The sequence below is a fragment of the Streptomyces sp. NPDC001843 genome (assembly GCF_042891955.1).
Taxonomy (GTDB): domain Bacteria; phylum Actinomycetota; class Actinomycetes; order Streptomycetales; family Streptomycetaceae; genus Streptomyces.
The window spans coordinates 248,242-263,195 of record NZ_JBIATQ010000004.1; the positions used below are offsets into that span (position 1 = coordinate 248,242).

At 71.1% G+C, this 14,954-nt stretch carries 16 protein-coding genes; 11 read left to right on the forward strand and 5 right to left on the reverse strand.

The window, feature by feature from the left end; all coding sequences use genetic code 11:
• Positions 1-38 precede the first annotated feature (38 nt).
• Positions 39-1,448, forward strand: coding sequence for a family 1 glycosylhydrolase (locus ACFYZQ_RS12565; RefSeq protein WP_389145377.1), 1,410 nt, complete (start codon positions 39-41; stop codon positions 1,446-1,448).
• Here the strand turns inward: ACFYZQ_RS12565 and ACFYZQ_RS12570 are convergent.
• Positions 1,427-1,927, reverse strand: coding sequence for a MaoC family dehydratase (locus ACFYZQ_RS12570; RefSeq protein WP_389145379.1), 501 nt, complete (start codon positions 1,925-1,927; stop codon positions 1,427-1,429). The genes ACFYZQ_RS12565 and ACFYZQ_RS12570 overlap by 22 nt on opposite strands.
• A gap of 40 nt (positions 1,928-1,967) precedes the next feature.
• Positions 1,968-2,789, reverse strand: a complete 822-nt coding sequence (locus ACFYZQ_RS12575) for an enoyl-CoA hydratase/isomerase family protein (RefSeq protein ID WP_389145381.1) — start codon at positions 2,787-2,789, stop codon at positions 1,968-1,970.
• A gap of 108 nt (positions 2,790-2,897) precedes the next feature.
• Between ACFYZQ_RS12575 and ACFYZQ_RS12580 the strand changes: the two genes are divergently transcribed.
• The 4 genes from ACFYZQ_RS12580 to ACFYZQ_RS12595 are packed head-to-tail and all read left to right on the forward strand — an operon-like array spanning position 2,898 to position 6,495.
• The gene (locus ACFYZQ_RS12580) at positions 2,898-4,022 is read left to right on the forward strand and encodes an acyl-CoA dehydrogenase family protein (RefSeq protein ID WP_389146221.1); all 1,125 of its coding nucleotides are present in this window, start codon (positions 2,898-2,900) and stop codon (positions 4,020-4,022) included.
• A gap of 30 nt (positions 4,023-4,052) precedes the next feature.
• Complete coding sequence (locus ACFYZQ_RS12585; protein ID WP_389145383.1) at positions 4,053-5,231, forward strand: acyl-CoA dehydrogenase family protein; 1,179 nt, start codon at positions 4,053-4,055, stop codon at positions 5,229-5,231.
• Positions 5,228-5,740 (forward strand): nuclear transport factor 2 family protein, encoded by a 513-nt coding sequence (locus tag ACFYZQ_RS12590; RefSeq protein WP_389145386.1) that lies wholly within the window; start codon positions 5,228-5,230, stop codon positions 5,738-5,740. The genes ACFYZQ_RS12585 and ACFYZQ_RS12590 overlap by 4 nt, the downstream gene beginning before the upstream one ends.
• Positions 5,740-6,495 carry an SDR family NAD(P)-dependent oxidoreductase gene (locus ACFYZQ_RS12595; protein ID WP_389145388.1) on the forward strand — a complete coding sequence of 252 codons (756 nt, stop codon included), beginning with the start codon at positions 5,740-5,742 and terminating at the stop codon, positions 6,493-6,495. The genes ACFYZQ_RS12590 and ACFYZQ_RS12595 overlap by 1 nt, the downstream gene beginning before the upstream one ends.
• Positions 6,496-6,557: 62 nt before the next feature.
• Here the strand turns inward: ACFYZQ_RS12595 and ACFYZQ_RS12600 are convergent, their stop codons facing one another.
• A complete protein-coding gene (locus ACFYZQ_RS12600) occupies positions 6,558-7,754 on the reverse strand; it encodes a CaiB/BaiF CoA transferase family protein (protein WP_389145391.1) in 1,197 nt (398 codons plus the stop codon).
• Between the two features lie 147 nt (positions 7,755-7,901).
• On the opposite strand from ACFYZQ_RS12600, the gene ACFYZQ_RS12605 reads away from it, so the two are divergent.
• From ACFYZQ_RS12605 to ACFYZQ_RS12630, 6 genes are read left to right on the forward strand one after another with little or no spacing between them, the layout of a single operon-like run.
• Complete coding sequence (locus ACFYZQ_RS12605; RefSeq protein WP_389145394.1) at positions 7,902-8,420, forward strand: PaaI family thioesterase; 519 nt, start codon at positions 7,902-7,904, stop codon at positions 8,418-8,420.
• Between the two features lie 5 nt (positions 8,421-8,425).
• Complete coding sequence (locus tag ACFYZQ_RS12610) at positions 8,426-9,274, forward strand: enoyl-CoA hydratase-related protein (RefSeq protein WP_389145397.1); 849 nt, start codon at positions 8,426-8,428, stop codon at positions 9,272-9,274.
• A 50-nt stretch (positions 9,275-9,324) separates the two neighbouring features.
• Positions 9,325-9,777, forward strand: a complete 453-nt coding sequence (locus ACFYZQ_RS12615) for a MaoC family dehydratase N-terminal domain-containing protein (protein ID WP_389145399.1) — start codon at positions 9,325-9,327, stop codon at positions 9,775-9,777.
• Positions 9,774-10,196, forward strand: coding sequence for a MaoC/PaaZ C-terminal domain-containing protein (locus ACFYZQ_RS12620; protein ID WP_389145402.1), 423 nt, complete (start codon positions 9,774-9,776; stop codon positions 10,194-10,196). Before ACFYZQ_RS12615 ends, ACFYZQ_RS12620 begins: the two co-directional genes overlap by 4 nt.
• A gap of 4 nt (positions 10,197-10,200) precedes the next feature.
• Positions 10,201-11,664, forward strand: a complete 1,464-nt coding sequence (locus tag ACFYZQ_RS12625; RefSeq protein ID WP_389145405.1) for a class I adenylate-forming enzyme family protein — start codon at positions 10,201-10,203, stop codon at positions 11,662-11,664.
• Complete coding sequence (locus tag ACFYZQ_RS12630) at positions 11,657-12,754, forward strand: serine hydrolase domain-containing protein (protein WP_389145408.1); 1,098 nt, start codon at positions 11,657-11,659, stop codon at positions 12,752-12,754. Before ACFYZQ_RS12625 ends, ACFYZQ_RS12630 begins: the two co-directional genes overlap by 8 nt.
• 34 nt (positions 12,755-12,788) lie before the next feature.
• On the opposite strand, the gene ACFYZQ_RS12635 is transcribed toward ACFYZQ_RS12630, so the two are convergent.
• Together ACFYZQ_RS12635 and ACFYZQ_RS12640 are read right to left on the reverse strand one after the other, a co-directional pair.
• The gene (locus ACFYZQ_RS12635; protein WP_389145410.1) at positions 12,789-13,970 is read right to left on the reverse strand and encodes an amidohydrolase family protein; all 1,182 of its coding nucleotides are present in this window, start codon (positions 13,968-13,970) and stop codon (positions 12,789-12,791) included.
• Positions 13,971-14,084: 114 nt separating this feature from the next.
• Positions 14,085-14,888: a FadR/GntR family transcriptional regulator gene (locus ACFYZQ_RS12640; protein WP_389145413.1), complete on the reverse strand. Its 804-nt coding sequence runs from the start codon at positions 14,886-14,888 to the stop codon at positions 14,085-14,087.
• Positions 14,889-14,954: the final 66 nt, after the last annotated feature.

A 14,954-nucleotide genomic window follows, 5' to 3' on the forward strand; every position in this document is an offset into this window, starting at 1 on the left:
TGAATGCGCTGAACCATTTACCGCCCTGGACGGTAACCATGAGCGATGGTTTCCTGCACACGTCCCTGCGCTGTGTCGACTGGGGAGTCGCCACCGCGGACACCATCGCGGCCCCACTGCCGCCCCCGCCGGAGCGCGGCGGACACTTCCGGCAGTGGACCGACGACATCCGGCAGCTGCTCGGCGTCACCGCGGACACACACCGCATGGTCGCCGGATGGCCGCAGCTCCAGCCCGAGGGCCCCGGTGGCTGGGACCGGGAGGCGCTGGACCGCTGCGATCGCGCGCTCGACGCCATGCTCGCACAAGGGACGCGGCCCGCTCTCACCCTGCTCGACCGCACACTGCCGCCGTGGCTGGACACCGCGGGCGGCTGGCTGGCCCGTGACACCGCCGAGCACTTCGCCGCGTACGCCGCCGAGCTGGGCCGCCGTTTCGGCGACCGGGTGGAGCGCTGGATCACCTCCACCGACCTGGCCGGTCCCACACTCGCCGACCACGTGGCCGGAATGTACTCACCGGGCCGGGGTGCCGGGCGGGCCGGGTTGCCCGCGGTCCACCACATCCTGCTCGCGGGCGGGCTCGCCACCCAGGCCCTCCGGGCCGCCGGCGTCAGGGGCCGGGCCGGCACGACGGTGACCCTCGTGGGCGGCTACGCGGCCACCGACGACCCCTACGACCGCCTGGCCCTGGAGCGCCTGGAGAGCTGGACGAACCGCATCTTCCTCGATCCCCTGCTGCTAGGCGAGCACATGGTGACCGAGGAGGACGTCTCCCCGGTGGAGGACACCGGCTGTGTGCGTCCGGGCGACCTGGAGGTCATCGCCACTGCCCAGGACCTGCTGTGCCTGTCCTGGCACACCCCGTTCCGGGTCACCGCACCGGAGAACCTGCCCCGGGTGCTGCCCGCCGCGAAGTGCCGCGGCGCGCTCAACGAGGTCAACCGCCTGCTCGTGGCCCTCGGCTTCGCGATCGTCCCCTTCGACGACGTGGAGACCACCGCCTACGGCTGGCCCGTCATCCCCGAGGGGCTCGCCGACGCCGTCGCCGGCCTGGGCGACCTGTACGGGAACCTGCTGCCACCGCTGTCCGTCGTCGACAACGGCATGGGCGACCTGGACCTGGTCGACGACACCGGCCACAGTGACGACACCCGGCGCCGGGAACTGCTCCGGGCCCGTCTGTCCTGGCTGGCGAGGCTCGTCGCGGCCGGAGTGGACGTGTGCGGCTACGAGTACTGGTCGGTCCTCGACAACCTGGAGGCCAAGTTCCGGTACACCCGGCTGTACGCGATGGCGGTCCCGGACCGAGAGCCGGCGCCACGGCCCGCGATGCCGTCCGACTGGGTGCACGCGGGAGTGTTCGCCGCCGCACCCACCGCACCCGCCGCCGGTCCGGAGACCGGACTGACCCTCGTGCCCCGCACTCAGGGCGTCGGCGCCTCGTAGTCCCGGCCGCGGATCAGCCGCACCGGGCAGTAGACCAGGACGTCCTCGTCCCGCTGGTTGCGTACGGTGATCCTGCTGGTCACCACGCCCCGGCCGGGCTTGCTGGAGGGGCGGCACCCGGTCGTCTCCACGATCGCGTACAGCGTGTCGCCCACGTACACCGGACCGCGCACGGCCAGCTCCATGTGCAGGAAGGCGAGGCCCGTGCCGTGCAGGACGTTCGTCTGGAGGACGAGTCCCTCGGCGAGGCAGTACGTCAGGCCCCCCGGGACCAACCGGCCGGTGTACCCGCCCTCCGCCGCGTGCGTGGCGTCCCAGAAGAGCGGCTCGGTGAAGCCGCCCCAGGTGATGAAGTTGACCAGGTCGGTCTCGGTGACGGTCCGGCGGGCGGTCCGGAAGACCTGCCCGACCGGCATCTCCTCGTACGTCAACCCCCGGACTAGCGGGGCGACTTCGGTCGTGGTGTGCTGCGTGGTCATCGTGTGGTCCTCTCGGTGCGGGCCTTCGGGTTCACGGCGTTCACAGGTCGAGGGGGTGCTTGCCGGCCACACCCTCGAAGTCCGGGGCGCGCTTGTCCCGGTGGGCGGCGAGACCTTCCGTGACCTCGTGCCCGCCGAATCCGAGGAACTCCAGCCCGAGCGAGGCCTCGAAGATCGGCTGTGCGGTGCGGTACCAGTGGTTGAGGGACCGCTTGGTCCAGCTGAGGGCGCTGGCGGGTCCGGCGGCGAGCGCCGTCGCCAGGCGCAGCGCCTCGGCGTGCACGTCCTCGTCCGCCACGCACTTCGACACCAGCCCGATCCGCTCGGCCTCCTCGCCGGTGAGCGCCTCGCAGGTCAGCAGGTAGTACTTGGCCTTGGCCATGCCGCACAGCAGCGGCCAGCAGATGGCGGCGTGGTCACCGGCGGCCACTCCGAGACGTGTGTGCCCGTCGACGATCTTCGCCGTGCGGGCGGCCACGGAGATGTCCGCCAGCATGCCGATGACCAGCCCGGCACCGACCGCCGGACCATGGATCGCGGAGACCACCGGCCGGGAGCAGTTGATCACGCCGTAGACCATGTCCCGCGCCTCGCGCATCACCCGGGCGCGCACCGCGTAGTCCGCGGTCATGGCCTCGATGGAGTCGAAGGTCCCGCCCGCCGAGAACGCCCGGCCCGCCCCCTGGACCAGTACCGCTCGGGTCTGCTCGTCCCGGTCGATCACCGGCCAGATGTCGGCCAGCTCACCGTGCATGCGTGGATCGACCGCGTTGAGGTTCGGGGCGTCGAGCACGACGCGCAGCACGCCGGGTGCGGGCCGCTCGAAGGTCAGGCTCGTGAACGGGGTGTAGAGATCGGTCACGTCGCGCTCCTGGCGGAATCAGTGCGGATACTATAATTATCTAACTGTATCGAGAGGCGTGCGGCAAGCGGCCGGTACATGTGCCACACCGAGGACGGGAAGCTCGGCATGGATCTCACCTTCAGCCAGGAACAGGACGAACTGCGCAAGGTCGTACGGTCGTTCCTGGCCAAGTACTCGGACGAGGCGGCCGTGCGCCGCCTGGCCGCCGACCGGCGGGGCCATGACGCCGTCGTCTGGCGGCGGATGGCCGGCGAACTCGGCCTGCAGGGGCTCGCCGTACCCGAGGAGTACGGTGGCTCCGGCTTCGGCTACGTCGATCTCGGCGTCGTCTTCGAGGAGGCGGGCCGTGCACTGCTGTGCGGGCCGTACTTCGCCACCGTCGCCCTGGCCGCCGAGGCCCTGCTGCGCTGCGACGACGAGCAGGCCCGACGTGACCTCCTGCCGGGCATCGCGTCCGGCAGGACGGTGGCCACCCTGGCGCTGACGGAGGCCGGCGGCCGCTGGGACGAACCCGGTGTCCGGCTCACCGCGATCGACGCCCCGGCCGCCGGATGGCGCCTGACCGGCACGAAGACCTACGTCCCCGACGGACACCTGGCCGACCTGATCCTGGTCGCCGCCCGCACCCCCGGCGGAGTGAGCCTCTACGCGGTCGACGCCGCCGACGCGCCGGGCCTCACCCGCACCCCTCTGCCCACCCTCGACCAGACCCGCAAGCAGGCCCGGCTGGACTTCACGGACACTCCCGCCCGTCTGCTGGGCACCGAGGGCGCGGCATGGCCCGCCCTGCGGCGCACCCTCGCCACCGCCGCCGTCCTGCTCGCCGCGGAACAGGTCGGCGGCGCGTCCGCCGCGCTGGACGCCGCCGTGGACTACGCCAGGATCCGGGTGCAGTACGGGCGGCCCATCGGCTCGTTCCAGGGGGTCAAGCACCGTTGTGCCGACATGCTGGTGGAGATCGAGTCCGCGCGCTCGGCCGCGTACGGCGGACTGTGGGCGCTGGACACCGGCGACGATAAGGAGATCGCCGTCGCGGCGGCGCTGGCGCAGGCCTACTGCTCGGAGGCGTTCACCAAGGTCGCCGGCGACAACATCCAGGTGCACGGCGGGATCGGCTTCACCTGGGAGCATCCCGCGCACCTGTACTTCAAGCGGGCCAAGAGCTCCGAGGTGCTGCTGGGCACACCCTCGTACCACCGGGAACTGCTCGCCCGCCGACTCGGCATCTGAGACCCCGGGAAGAGGCAGGGAGAGGCAGACATGGAGCTGGACTTCGGACCCGCCGTACGCGACTTCCGCGACGAACTGCGGGACTGGCTGGCGGACCACCTGGTGGGGGAGTTCGCCGAGCACAGGGGTGTGGGTGGCCCCACCGACGGCGCGGCCTGGGACGTCCGCCTCGCCTGGGACCGCGAGCTGGCCGCGGGGAACTGGCTGGGCGTGGGCTGGCCCGAGGAATACGGCGGACGCGGGCTCGGGCTCCTGGAGGAGATCGTCTTCGAGTACGAGTACGCCCGCGCGAACGCCCCCTACCGGGCCACCGTCAACGCCCTCGATCTGCTCGGCCCCATGCTTCTCAAGGCGGGCAGCGAGGAACAGAAGAAGCGCTTCCTGCCGCCCGTCCTCGCCGTCGAGGAACTGTGGGGCCAGGGCTTCAGCGAGCCCGGCGCCGGCTCCGACCTGGCCTCCGTCCGCACCCGGGCCGAGCGTGATGGCGACGGCTGGGTGGTCAACGGACAGAAGGTGTGGACCTCCTTCGGCATGTACGCCGACTGGCTGTACGTCCTCACCCGCACCGACCCGGACTCCGTCCGGCACAAGGGTCTGACCATGCTGCTCCTGCCCACGGACCAGCCAGGGGTGGAGATCCGCCCCATCCGCAATCTCGCCGGCCAGGACGAGTTCGCCGAGGTCTTCCTGACCGACGCCCGCACGGGAGCGGACATGGCCGTGGGGGAGGTGGGTCAGGGCTGGCGCACCGCGATGACCACGCTCGGCATCGAACGCGGGACCACGCTCCTGCCCCAGCAGCTCACCTTCGAGCGGGAGGCCGAGGCGCTGATCGGCCTGGCCCGGGAGCGGGGCGCGCTCGACGATCCGATGCTGCGCCGCCGCATCGTCGACGCCTGGATCTCCGTGCGCATCATGCGCACCACCAACCTCCGCACCCTCGCCGAACTGACCGCGGGCCGCACCCCGGGCGCCCAGGCCACCACGGCCAAGCTGTACGCCTCGACACGCCATCAGCAACTCGGCCATCTCGCCGCGGAACTGGCCGGACCCGCCGGGCAGATCGTCGGCGAGGACTACGGCCTGGACACCCGGCAGCGCTCCTTCCTGCTCTCCCTGGCGGAGACGATCTACGGCGGGTCCAGCGAGATCCAGCGCAACATCATCGGCGAGCAGGTCCTCGGTCTGCCGAAGGAGCCCCGGCCATGACGTCGCTGGAGGAACGCCTCGACCGCGTCGAGTCGCACCTGGCCATCCAGCAGCTGCCCGTGCGGTACGCGCTCGCCGTGGACGCCCGTGACCTCGACGCCTGGACCGGCTGCTTCCGGCCGGACGTCGACATGGGGCGCCACGGTCGCGGCCGGGAGGTGCTGCGGACGCACATCGCCCCCCTCGTCAGGGGTTTTTACCGGTCGGTCCACCAGATCTGCGGCCACCGCATCGAGTTCACCGGCCGCGACACGGCCACCGGCTCCGTCTACTGCCGTGCCGAGCACGAGGTGGGGGAGCGGTGGATCGTCATGGCCATCCGGTACCTCGACGAGTACGCGCGCGTGGACGGTGAGTGGTACTTCTCGCGGCGCCGTGAGCAGCACTGGTACGCGTCCGACGTGACCGAGCGGCCCCAAGCGGTGGGATTCGGCTCCTGGGAAGGGGCCGGTGAACCAGCGCTGCCCGAAGCCTTTCCCTCCTGGGGACCCTTCTGGAAGGAGTCGTGATGGCACGGTTGTCGGGGAGGACCGCCCTGGTCACCGGCGGCGGACAGGGCGTGGGCCGCGGAATCGCGCTCGCGCTGGCGGCGGAGGGGGCGGCCGTGGTGATCACGGGCCGCACCGAGGGCAAGCTCAAGGACACGGCCGGGGAGATCACCGAGCGCGGCGGACGCGCGTACACCGTGGTGGGGGACGTCGGTGAACGGGACGACGTCGACCGTATGGTGGCCGAGACGGTAAGGGAGTTCGGCCGGCTGGACGTGCTGGTCAACAACGCGCAGAGCTCGGTGCAGCGCCCGCTGGAGCAGACCTCGTACGGGGATGTCGAACTCGCCTACCGCAGCGGCCCGTTGGCGGCCTTCCACGCGATGCGGTCGGCCCTGCCCCATCTGAAGGCGAGTCGCGGCAGCGTCGTCAACCTCGGTTCGTCGGCCGCCGTGCAGGGCGAGGTCGGCTTCGCGGCGTACGCGATGGCCAAGGAGGCCGTACGGGGCCTGACGCGGGTCGCCGCGCGCGAGTGGGGCCCGTACGGGATCCGGGTGAACGTGGTATGTCCGGCCGCGCTGAGCCCGGCCGCCCAGGCGTACTTCACGGCCCACCCGGACAAGGCCGAGAGGGTGGTCGCCGGGATCCCCCTGGGCAGGATGGGCGACCCGGAGACGGACATCGGACGGGCGGTGGCCGCCCTGGCCAGCGACGACATGGCCTACCTGACCGGCGCGACGCTGATGCTGGAGGGCGGGCGGACGCTGATCGGTTGAGGTGGAGCCGTGCCTCCCGGCCCCGCGGAACACAGCCCTGTCTCGCCGCACGCCCGCCCACCTCACACAACCCCCTGTCGCCGCAGTTCCGCAAGCTGGTCGTTCGTGACCCCGAGGAGCGAGTGCAGGACTTCGGCCGTGTGCTCACCCAGCGCGGGCGGCGGAGCGTACCCCTCGACCGGCGTCGCCGTGAGCCGGATCGGATTGGCCAGCAACGGCAGCCGACCCGACACCGGGTCGTCGGCCTCGACCAGCATGCCCCGGTGCTGGATCTGCGGGTCCGCGAAGACCTCGGGCATCTCGTTGAACGGGCCCGCCGGCACGTCGTGCGCGTCGAGTACGGCCAGCCACTCGTCCCGGGGCCGGGTGCGCAGGATCGCCTCCAGCACCGGCAGGATCTCCGCGCGGTTGGCGATCCGGGCGGAGGTCGTGGCGAACCGTGGGTCCTGCAGGAGGTCGGTGCGGTCGGCCGCCGCGCAGAACGCGGCGAACTGCTTGTCGTTGCCCGCGACCAGGAAGAGCGGCTTGTCCTTGCACAGGAACGCCTGCGACGGGATGCCGCCGTATCCGCCGTTGCCGCGCCGCGCCGGCACCTCACCGGAGATCAGGTAGTTCATCGCGAAGTGCGAGAGCGACGCCAGCCCGCAGTCCAGCAGCGACAGGTCGATGAACTGGCCCTCTCCGGTGGCGTCGCGGTGCCGCAGGGCCGCCAGGACTGCCGTGGCGGCGTACAGGCCGGTGAGGATGTCGACCATGCTGACCCCGACCTTCATCGGTTCCTCGGGGTGGCCGGAGACGCTCATCATCCCGGACATGGCCTGGAAGATGCCGTCGTAGCCGGGGCGCGCGGCGTACGGTCCGGTCTGGCCGAAGCCCGTCACCGAGAGATAGACCAACCGCGGGTTGAGTTCCAGCAGGCTCTCGTGGCCGAGGCCGTACTTCGCGAGCGTCCCCGTCCGGAAGTTCTCGACCAGCACGTCCGACCGGGCGGCGAGGGCGCGGATCAGCTCCTGCCCCTCGGCGGTGGCGTGGTTGACGGTGACGGACCGCTTGTTGCGGTTGCAGGAGAGGTAGAAGGCGGCGGTTTCCGTCCCCCGGGCGAAGGGCGGCCCGTACGTCCGTGAGTCGTCACCCACGCCCGGCCGTTCCACCTTGATGACCTCGGCGCCCAGGTCGGCCAGCAGCTGGGTGGCCAGGGGCGCCGCTAGGACGCGGGACAGATCGAGAACGCGTATCCCGGACAGGGCGGTCGACGGCATCGAGGTCTCCCTCTGTTCACAGACGGCCAATGAGTTATATAAATAATACATCTAGCGTGAGTGTCGAGCTCGGCTTGATTGCTGCAAACTATCCAAATCATGTAACTATATGGATCGGCTGACAGGCCGAGACCGGAGGGCGTGCTGATGACCGTCGCGGCGAGAACCCTCACCGAACAGGAGCAGTGTGAACGCCGGGCGTGGTTCCGGGCCCGCTGGGAACGAGGCGTCGCTTTCAACCGCCGCTGCCGCATCCGGGTGGCGCGCTGGGACCCCGAAACGGTCGAGATCGTCCTGCCCTACGCCGAGTCCCTCTCCGCCCATGAGGACGTCTTCCACGGCGGGGTGATCTCGGCACTCATCGACACCGCAGGGTCCGGCGCGGTGATCGCCGGGCACGACTTCACCAAGGGGAGCCGGCTCAGCACCGTGTCGATGTCGGTGCAGTTCCTCGCCCCCGCCCGCGGCCTGGAGGCCGTCGCCTACGCCCGCTGCGTCCGGCGGGGCAAGAGGCTGCACTTCGCCGACGTCGACGTGATGACCGACGGACGCATCTGCGCCCGGGGGCAGGTGGTGGTCACCATCTCCGGGGAGCGCCCGGGCGTCGGCGACCCGATCGACACCGTGGATCCCGACGATCCCATCGAACAGCGCACCAAGGAGTGACCGCGATGACCGAGGAGCCCGCCCAGGACGACCTGGTGCTGTACGAGGTCGACGAGGACGGCGTCGCCACCGTCACCCTCAACCGGCCCGAGCGCAGGAACGCCTGGAGCATTCCCATGGAGCGCCGCTTCTTCGCGCTCCTCGACGAGGCCGCGCACGACCCGGCCGTCCGAGTCGTGATCGTCACCGGCGCGGGCAAGGCCTTCTGCCCCGGCATGGACGTACAGCGTCTGGAACAGAACGCCCAGCCGGGCCAGTCCCTCGACCTCCAGGCCCGCGTGCCGATGTACAGCAGGCGGAACCTGCCGAAGCCGATGATCGCCGCCGTCAACGGCGCCTGCGCGGGCATCGGCCTGGTCCAGGCGCTCATCTGCGACATCCGCTTCGCCGCCCGCGGAGCCCGCTTCACCACCGCCTTCACCCGGCGCGGCCTGGCCGGCGAGTACAACCTGCCGTACGTGCTGCCGCGCGTCATCGGTCTGGAGAACGCGCTCGACCTGCTGCTGTCCGGCCGGGTCTTCGACTCCGACGAGGCCAAGGCACTCGGCCTCGTCAGCCGTGTCGTCGAACCCGAGGACCTGCTGGACGCAGCCCGCGCCTACGCCCGGGACATCGCCCGCAACTGCTCCCCGCGGGCCATGGCGGTCGTACGCCACCAGGTGTACGGGGACCTGGACCGCCCCTTCACCGACGCCCTCGCCCGCTCCTACTCCGCCATGGAGTTCTTCGCGGGCTCGCCGGACTTCCGCGAGGGCGTGGCGAGCTTCATGGAGAAGCGGGAGCCGAAGTTCGAGGGACTGCCGCCGGACTTCGACCCGGACGAGGCCACCCGGGACGCGTTCCTGCCGTACTGAGTTCCTGCCGCACCGAGTTCCCGCCGTACCGATTCGAGGAGCACACGAGGATGACAGGGCAGCCGTTCCCCGTCGAGGCCGGGCACATCATGATGTTCGCCCGGGCCATCGGCGACGAACACCCCGCGTACCAGGGCGAGGCGGCCCTCGCGCCGCCGACCTTCACCATGGCGAGCGCCCACTACGACGCGGACTACCACCTGCGCCCCAAGCCGGACGAGGAGTGGTTCGGATCCGGCCGGGGCCCCGGGGTGATGGCCGAGGGCGGCGGCGGGCTGCACGCCGAGCAGCACTTCGAGTACCACCGCCCGGTGCGCGCCGGCGAGACGCTCTACGCGCACACCGTCCCCGGACGCAGTTGGGAGAAGCAGGGCCGCAGCGGCCGTCTCCTGTTCAGCGAGCGCATCACCGAGTACCGGGACGCCGACGGCGAGCCGGTCGTCAGCGCAGTGACCGTGGCCGTCGTCCCGGAGGGCCCCGCGACCCCGAAGGAATCCCGATGACTGTGAGCATGGACGACATCAAGATCGGCGAGAGCCGTGAGCGCGTCCTCGTCGACGACCTGAAGCGCACCCGGATCGTGCAGTACGCGGGTGCCTCCGGCGACTTCAACCCGCTGCACACCGACGAGCGGTTCGCCGTCGAGGCCGCGGGATACCCGGGGGTGTTCGCCCACGGCATGCTGACGATGGGCATGACCGGCCGGGTCCTGACCGACTGGGTCGGCCCCGAGGCGCTGCTGCGCTACGGCGTGCGCTTCAAGGCCCAGGTCTGGCCCGGCGACACCCTCACCGCCACCGCCACCGTCGACTCCATCGAGGACACGCCGTCCGGCCGGGTCGCCCATTTCTCCCTGCGCACCGTCAACCAGGACGGCGCCGAGGTGGTCACCGGCACCGCGGCGGCCCGCCTGGAGCCCTGAGCCGGTGGCTGCCGCGCAGGAGCCGGGGCAGCCGGCCACCTGGACCGCCATGGTGGACCGCGCCTACGACCACGCCCGCCCCGCCGTCCGGTTCGGCGGCCTGAGCTGGACCGGACGCGAACTCCTCGACCGGGCGGCAGGAGCGGCCGACTGGCTGGACACCCTCGGCCTGGAGCCCGGCGCGCCGGTGCCCGCTCTCGTCGCCACCTCCGCCGACGCCCTGGCGCTGGTGATCGGCGGCGCCGGATCGGGCCATCCTCTCGCACCGCTCGGCGTCCGCATGACGGCGTACGAGATCGCCGGCGTGGTCCGGGAACTACCGGCTGAGGTACTGCTGGCCCAAGCCGAGTTCGCCGACCTGGGCGGACAGGTCGCCGAACTCGCCGGCCGACGACTCGCCATCGTGCCCGAACTGCCCACCGGCACACGGGCCTTCACAGCCCAGCCCGACGAACTCGCCGCCCTCCTGCACACCTCCGGGACGACGGGCCTGCCCAAACCCGTCCCCATGACCCAGCGGCGCCTGGCCGCCCGGGCCCGTGTGAACGGGCGGCTGTGCGGGCTCGACCCCGACAGCTTCTACGGCGGCAGCGCGCCCTTCCACCACATCGCGGGCCTCGGCAACATCGCCGTCGCCCTCGCCGCCGGAGCGCTGGTCACCGGACTGCCGCGCTTCACCGTCGAGGGCTGGAGCCTGCTGCGGCACCTCGGGACCACCCACACGAGCATGGTCCCGGCGATGCTGGAGACCCTGCTGGCGGCAGGCGAGGCACGCCACAGGTCTCTGCGGACCCTCCAGTACGGCGGCGCACCCATCCGCCCGGGCACCCTGCGGCGGACGTACGAGGCGATGCCCGGCGTCCGCATGCTCAACATGTTCGGCCAGACCGAGGGTTCACCGATCAGCGTGCTCACCCCCGAGGACCACCGGGAGGCGGTCGCCGGACGCACCGAACTGCTGCGCTCCGTGGGGCGCCCCGCCCCGGGGGTCGAGCTCAGGGTCGACGACGCCGGACCGGACGGCATCGGCGAGATCCACGCGCGCGCCGGCCATTTCTTCCGGGTCGACGCCGAGGGCTGGCTGCACAGCGGCGATCTGGGCCACGTGGCGCAGGACGGCTATCTCTACCTCTACGGCCGCCGCACCGACATGATCATCCGGGGCGGTGAGAACGTCCATCCGCTGGAGGTCGAGACGGTCCTGACCGCCCACCCCGGCGTCGCGGACGCGGTGGTGACGGGCGTCCCCGACGAGCGGCTGGGCCAGACCGTCGTCGCGTTCGTCGTACCGGCCGATCCCGGCACCCCGCCGGATCCCGCGGCGCTCAGGAGCCACACCCGCGCCCGGCTCTCCGGGTTCAAGGTCCCCGTCCGCTGGTGGTTCGTGGACGACCTGCCCCGCAACGCCAACGGCAAGGTCGTACGCCGTCGTCTGCGGGAGCCGTACGAAGGAGGAACACATGCCTGACCACGTCGACCCGCGGCGACTCGACACCCTCCTCAGCCGCATCCGCCGGGAGGTCGAACACGGCCCCCTGCCGTCGGCCCAGGTCGCCGTCGCCCGCGACGGACGGCTGGTGGCCTTCGAGACCTACGGTGGCGCCCACCCCGGCACCCGGTACGTCCTGCAGTCCGTCGGACGGTCGATCGTCGCGGGCGTGGTGTGGAAGCTGATCGGCGAGGGGCTCCTCGACGTGGGCGAGCGAGTCGCCGCGATCATCCCGGAGTTCGCGCCGAACGGGAAGGAGGAGGTGACGGTCGAGCAGGTGCTCACGCACACCGCCGGATTCCCCTTCGCGCCCCTCGGGTACCCCAAGATGCTCGACCGCGAGCAGCGGCTCGCCGCCTTCGGCCGCTGGCGGCTCGACCACCCTCCGGGCAGCCGGTTCCAGTTCCACCTCACCTCGGCGGCCTGGCTGATCGCCGAGATCGTCGAGCGGCGCACGGGCCTCGCCTTCGCCGACTACCTGCACGAGCGGGTCGTAGGTCCGCTCGGCCTGTCGTCGATCGAGCTGGGGGTGCCGGTGGACCGGCAGCCGGGCAGTGTCGCCCCGATGGTCGCCACCGACCGAACCGACGACCGCCGGGAACCCGATCCCTGGGGGCCGTGGTACCTGTCCGACCCGAAGGTCCTGGCGGCCGGGGAACCCAGCCACGCCCTGGTCGCCACCGCCGCCGACGTCGCGCTCTACTTCCAGGCGCTGGTCCACTCCGGCCTGTGGAAACCCGGGGCGGTGGCGGAGGGGACGCGGATCCGGCTGACCGGCCATCCGTACGGCGAGCAGATCTACGGAGGTGGCGGCGGTCGCCGTACCAGCATGGGGCTGTTCGTCACCGTGGCCGGACCCGACGCGGGCGGCAACCTGCCGTCGACCGGCTCGCCGTCCCTCTTCGGCAGCGCCGGTGCCGCGTACCAACTGGGTTTCATGGACCCGGAGTCCGGCCTGTCCTTCGCGTGCCTGAGCAACGGCTATCCGCTGGCCGGCTACGACCACTCGCCGCGCGGCACCGCGCTGCTCGGCGACATCGCGAACCTGGCGGCGGGCCTGGTCGGCTGACCGGGCCCGCCGCCAGGCGGGGGTACTGCGACGCTCAGCGGCTGACCAGCTGCTGGGCGTTGTTGTACATGATGTCGTCCTGCACCGACTCGTCGAGTTCCGCGAGGAGCTTGCGGTAGTCGGCCGGGTTGGCGATGCCCTCCGCGTGCGGGAAGTCGGAGCCCATCACGATGGACTCGTGGTACCCGAGGCGCTTGACCAGGCTCGGGATGTCGTCCTCCGGGTAGGGCACCACGCGGACGTGCTTACGGAAGACCTGGCTGGGACGCTCGTCCAGCTGGCCGCCGATCCAGGGGCCGTTGCGTCCCATGCCCCGGCTCTTGTCCATGTGGCGCACGAAGTGCGGCACCCACTCGGCGCCGAACTCGGACACCAGGACGTTGATGTCGGGGAAGCGGCCGAAGAGGTTGTCGAAGATCAGCGCGGACAGCGTCTCCTCGATCGGGCGCTGACCGTAGGTGTTCATCCACTGCCATGCGGACATCCGGAAGTGGATGGGGTTCGGGTCGTGGCCCCAGGCCGGGGCGACGTTCGAGTTGTAGTAGAACTCGCTGATGTGGTAGCAGACGCTGGCCTTGGCCTCGTTGAGCAGCTTCCAGAAGGGGTCGAAGTACGGGTCGCCGGGGGAGCGGCCGTACTGCGGCCCGGTCGGGAGCATGATGAACCGGGCGCCCTGCTCCAGGACGTACTCCAGCTCCTTCACCGCGTGGTCGAGGTCGCGTAGCGACAGCAGGGCGGGGGAGTAGATGCGGTCCTGGTGGTTGAAGCCCCAGACCTCGTTCATGTAGCGGTTGAACGAGTGGTAGTTGGCGTAGAGCGGCTCGACGCCCTGGACGTATTCCTCGGCGACCAGTGCCCAGCCGCCCGGGTACATGATCGTCTGGTCCAGGCCCTGCTCGTCCATGACCCGCAGGCGGGCCTCGCGGTTCTGGTACGACTCGTGCATCGGCTCGAACTGGTACGTCTCCTCCGGATTGCCCGAGGCCATCGCCTTGAGCATCTCCTTCAGCGAACCGGGCCGGTACACCTGCCCGAACTCCGGCTCCAGGCATACGACGATCCGGTCCCCGGCGAGGATCACCTCCCGCCCGTCCGGCAGCGTCACCGGTGCGACCGCCGCACCGAGGAACTCCTTCGGGAGGTAGCGGGTGAAGGAGTCCCGCTCCTCGTACATGTGCTGGTCGCAGTCGAAGATGCGCTTGCGCTGTTCGGCCATGGCCGTCGCCTCCGGACCCCAGGTGCTATTCAGTACGCCTTCTATAATTATCTAACTGTTTCTCGCAAGCAAGGGGTTCGGGGGGAGAGGCTCGTTCGTGCGCGGCGCGCCGGGTCAGTCGATGAGCTCGAGTACCGTCTTGGGGCCGGCGGCGTTCACGACGTCGTCGGCGCTGGAGATGTGCCGTTGCCACAGCTTCTCGGCCTCGTCCGCCTTGCCGGACTCGATCAGGCCGACCAGCCGTACGTGCGCCCGGTGCCCCTTCAGGGCCTGCGCCTTCTGGGCCTCGGCGTCGGTGGCGGCCGCCGTGTAGGAGGCGTTGGCCCGGTCGATGATGTTGCGCAGCATGCCGCACAGCAGGATCAGGGTCTGGTTGCCGGTGAGCTCGACCAGGAGGGCGTGGAAGGCGTCCTGGGCGTCGACCAGGGCGAGCGGGTCCTCGAGGGCGGCCTTCTCGGTGGCCACCGCGTCACGCAGCCGCTTGATGTCGTCCGCGGTGTGCTTGGCGGCGAGCTGGCGGGCGCAGGGCGGCTCGATGAGGGCCGCCGCGCGGTAGATGTCACCCAGTGTGGCGCCGCGGTACTCGAGGATCAGGCCGGCGAAGCGGGCGGCGACGTCCGCGTCGGGCGCGCTCACCCGGGCGCCGCCGTGGGCGCCGCGGCGCACCGTGATCAGGGACTCCGACTCCAGCACGCGGAACGCCTCGCGCAGGGTCGGACGTGAGATGCCGAACTGCTCCATCAGCCCCGACTCCGGCGGCAGCGCGTCGCCCGGCTTCAGTTCGCCCCGTACGATCTGGCGGCGCAGGTGCGCGGCGACCAGTTCGGCGGTCTTCGGCACCCGCACCTGGCGTCCGACGCGGTTGCGTGCGGGGGCGGGCACGGTCGCCGTTTCGCTTGCAGGGGCTGCCTCGGCCACGGTGGGCTCCTCATATAGCAAAATGAATCGTCTTAGTGCATCGAGGGTACCAGGTCAAGGGATGGT

Bases quoted from the DNA above. Each gene is read 5' to 3' on its own strand.
- ACFYZQ_RS12570 (WP_389145379.1), bottom strand. From the start codon at position 1,927: ATGACCACGCAGCACACCACGACCGAAGTCGCCCCGCTAGTCCGGGGG.
- ACFYZQ_RS12585 (WP_389145383.1), top strand. From the start codon at position 4,053: ATGGAGCTGGACTTCGGACCCGCCGTACGCGACTTCCGCGACGAACTG.
- ACFYZQ_RS12615 (WP_389145399.1), top strand. From the start codon at position 9,325: ATGACAGGGCAGCCGTTCCCCGTCGAGGCCGGGCACATCATGATGTTC.
- ACFYZQ_RS12635 (WP_389145410.1), bottom strand. From the start codon at position 13,970: ATGGCCGAACAGCGCAAGCGCATCTTCGACTGCGACCAGCACATGTAC.
- ACFYZQ_RS12595 (WP_389145388.1), top strand. From the start codon at position 5,740: ATGGCACGGTTGTCGGGGAGGACCGCCCTGGTCACCGGCGGCGGACAG.
- ACFYZQ_RS12610 (WP_389145397.1), top strand. From the start codon at position 8,426: ATGACCGAGGAGCCCGCCCAGGACGACCTGGTGCTGTACGAGGTCGAC.
- ACFYZQ_RS12590 (WP_389145386.1), top strand. From the start codon at position 5,228: ATGACGTCGCTGGAGGAACGCCTCGACCGCGTCGAGTCGCACCTGGCC.
- ACFYZQ_RS12605 (WP_389145394.1), top strand. From the start codon at position 7,902: ATGACCGTCGCGGCGAGAACCCTCACCGAACAGGAGCAGTGTGAACGC.
- ACFYZQ_RS12600 (WP_389145391.1), bottom strand. From the start codon at position 7,754: ATGCCGTCGACCGCCCTGTCCGGGATACGCGTTCTCGATCTGTCCCGC.
- ACFYZQ_RS12565 (WP_389145377.1), top strand. From the start codon at position 39: ATGAGCGATGGTTTCCTGCACACGTCCCTGCGCTGTGTCGACTGGGGA.
- ACFYZQ_RS12580 (WP_389146221.1), top strand. From the start codon at position 2,898: ATGGATCTCACCTTCAGCCAGGAACAGGACGAACTGCGCAAGGTCGTA.
- ACFYZQ_RS12630 (WP_389145408.1), top strand. From the start codon at position 11,657: ATGCCTGACCACGTCGACCCGCGGCGACTCGACACCCTCCTCAGCCGC.
- ACFYZQ_RS12620 (WP_389145402.1), top strand. From the start codon at position 9,774: ATGACTGTGAGCATGGACGACATCAAGATCGGCGAGAGCCGTGAGCGC.